The sequence below is a fragment of the Anaerococcus sp. genome (genome assembly GCF_022770135.1).
Classification (GTDB): Bacteria; Bacillota; Clostridia; order Tissierellales; family Peptoniphilaceae; genus Anaerococcus.
This window is the reverse complement of sequence record NZ_JALEIL010000096.1, coordinates 1-2,048: the sequence shown is the minus strand read 5'-3', so window position 1 is coordinate 2,048 and position 2,048 is coordinate 1. Positions and strand designations below refer to the sequence as shown.

The window sequence follows — 2,048 nt, the reverse complement described above, 5'->3', positions numbered from 1 at the left end:
GAGTCCTTGAAGGACCTAGGATAAATCTGATAAACAATTTCCTTCTGCCACCACTTTTTTTGCATAAAATCTCCTTTTATCTTTACTCTTTGGATTACTATACTATAAGTTAAATTATTTTTAATTTTCTAGGATCTAATGCTTGGTAATTTATATAAAGACAATCTTATATATATCAAAATCTCCACAAGAAAAGCCGGACTAAGCCGGCTCAAATTTTATTTTACTATAACTGCAATACCATCTGGTATAACTGTAACTGTGCTGTCTTTGCCCATTAATTCATCTGCTTTTTCCATTGCTTCGTCTAGAGTTTTGACAGGGATGAAGTGGAAGTCTTCTAGGATTTTAGAATCGTAATCTGATACGTAAATTACTGCCTTTGCCTTTAGGAGAATCCTACATAGGATTTGTGATTCCCATTGGTCTGGTATTGTTTCGATTTTTGGTGTATCTAGGAAGCCTTTGTATAGCTTTTCTATGTCTCTTTCTTCTAGGAAAGCATTGTGGAAGGCATCTCCTCCAGTACCATCTCCTGATTCAGAGCAAACTATGATTACTCCGTCATCTTTAAGAGTCGCTTCTGCTGCTGTCATAGACTTAACTGTTTGGTAGATGTTCTGGTCAAGTGGGTAGCCGCCGTTTGATGTAATGGCAATGTCCGCTTCTTTTCTTTCAACTCCTGCCTTATCTTTTAGCCAATCTGTTCCAGCCTCATGAGCCTTCTCTAGATCTCCTGCTACCGCGTGGATTACTTTCTTTTCTGAATTGATTACAACATTAACTACATAGCAAAGTCCTAGGGCTCTGGCTGCTGCAACCATGTCCTTGTGGATTGGGTTGTTTTCGAGATTTCCTGTTCTTGAGTATTGGCTGTCGATAAATTCTGAGTTGTGATTGTACATTACAGCCTTTCTAGAACAGCATCCAGGGAAAACTGACTTTCTTCCTCCTGAAAATCCTGCGAAAAAGTGTGGCTCGATAAAGCCTTCTGCTACTAGAAGGTCTGCTTCAGCAGCTAGTTTGTTTACTACTATATCTCCACCTGAAGGAAGCTTTTCGTCTAAGGTTACGAGCATGTCTTCATCATCACAGTCGTGGATGTAGATTTTTTCATTATTATAAATCTCTTCGCCTAGTTTAAATATCAATTCTTCCTTCTTAGAATTTCTATGGCAACCTGTAGCTACTAGGAGGGTTATGTCCGCATCTGGGTTTCCCTCTCTGATTTCAGCAAGCATTAGGGGAAGTATGTATTTGCTTGGAACTGGTCTTGTGTGATCGCTTATAAGGATGACAACCTTATCCTTACCGACAGCAAGCTCTTTCAGTTTCTTTGATTCGATTGGGTTTGCCATAGCATTTTTTACAATTGTAAGTTGGTCCTCTTCTGGTTGATATTCTTCTAGATGTGATGTCAAGATCCCTTGGATTCTTGAATCGTCAATTTCTGTTTCTTGGAATGTTTTGCCATAAGGTAATTTGATTTTCATAAAAACTCCTTTTGTTTACTTCTCTTCATGAAAAGCTTTTCTTTTATTATATATAATTAGGACTCGATATGCAAATTTTTTATCAAGTCCCCTGTTTTATATCAAACTTATAAGAAGATAGATGGCTCCTGATGCAAGCATTAGTTTAATTGGATCTATATCCTTTTTGAGCATCAATATTAAGGTAAGTAGGAAAAGCCCTAGCATCTTATAGTCTAGATTCATTAAAGCAATTGCTCTTGTATCAAATAAGGCAGTCATTAGTATATCTACACCAGCTATCAAAATCATAGAAATTATGGCAGGCCTTAAGAAATATAAGACATTGGAAATAGAATCCAAGTCCTTGTATTTTTTGTAAAAATAGGCCAAAATTCCAACAATTATCGCCGAAGGCGTCACACAACCTAAGGTCGCTACAAGTCCTCCTGGAAGACCCGCCACCCTAACTCCAACGAAGGTCGCAGAGTTTATAGCAATAGGCCCTGGTGTCATCTGGCTTATGGTGATAAGGTCGTTAAACTCCGAAAGACTAAGCCAAGAATTTGCCCCGAC

Annotated in this window: 2 protein-coding genes; both read right to left on the bottom strand. The window is 38.2% G+C overall.

Annotated features, from left to right (window positions below; genetic code table 11):
• Positions 1 to 218 precede the first annotated feature (218 nt).
• Positions 219 to 1,493 carry a nickel-dependent lactate racemase gene (larA, locus tag MRZ08_RS04525; RefSeq protein WP_297379790.1) on the bottom strand — a complete coding sequence of 425 codons (1,275 nt, stop codon included), beginning with the start codon at positions 1,491 to 1,493 and terminating at the stop codon, positions 219 to 221.
• Between the two features lie 96 nt (positions 1,494 to 1,589).
• Positions 1,590 to 2,048: chromate transporter (locus MRZ08_RS04520; protein WP_297379787.1), on the bottom strand; the 459-nt coding region annotated here is incomplete at its 5' end.

Coding starts and splice junctions, on each gene's coding strand:
- larA (WP_297379790.1), bottom strand. CDS start 1,493: ATGAAAATCAAATTACCTTATGGCAAAACATTCCAAGAAACAGAAATT.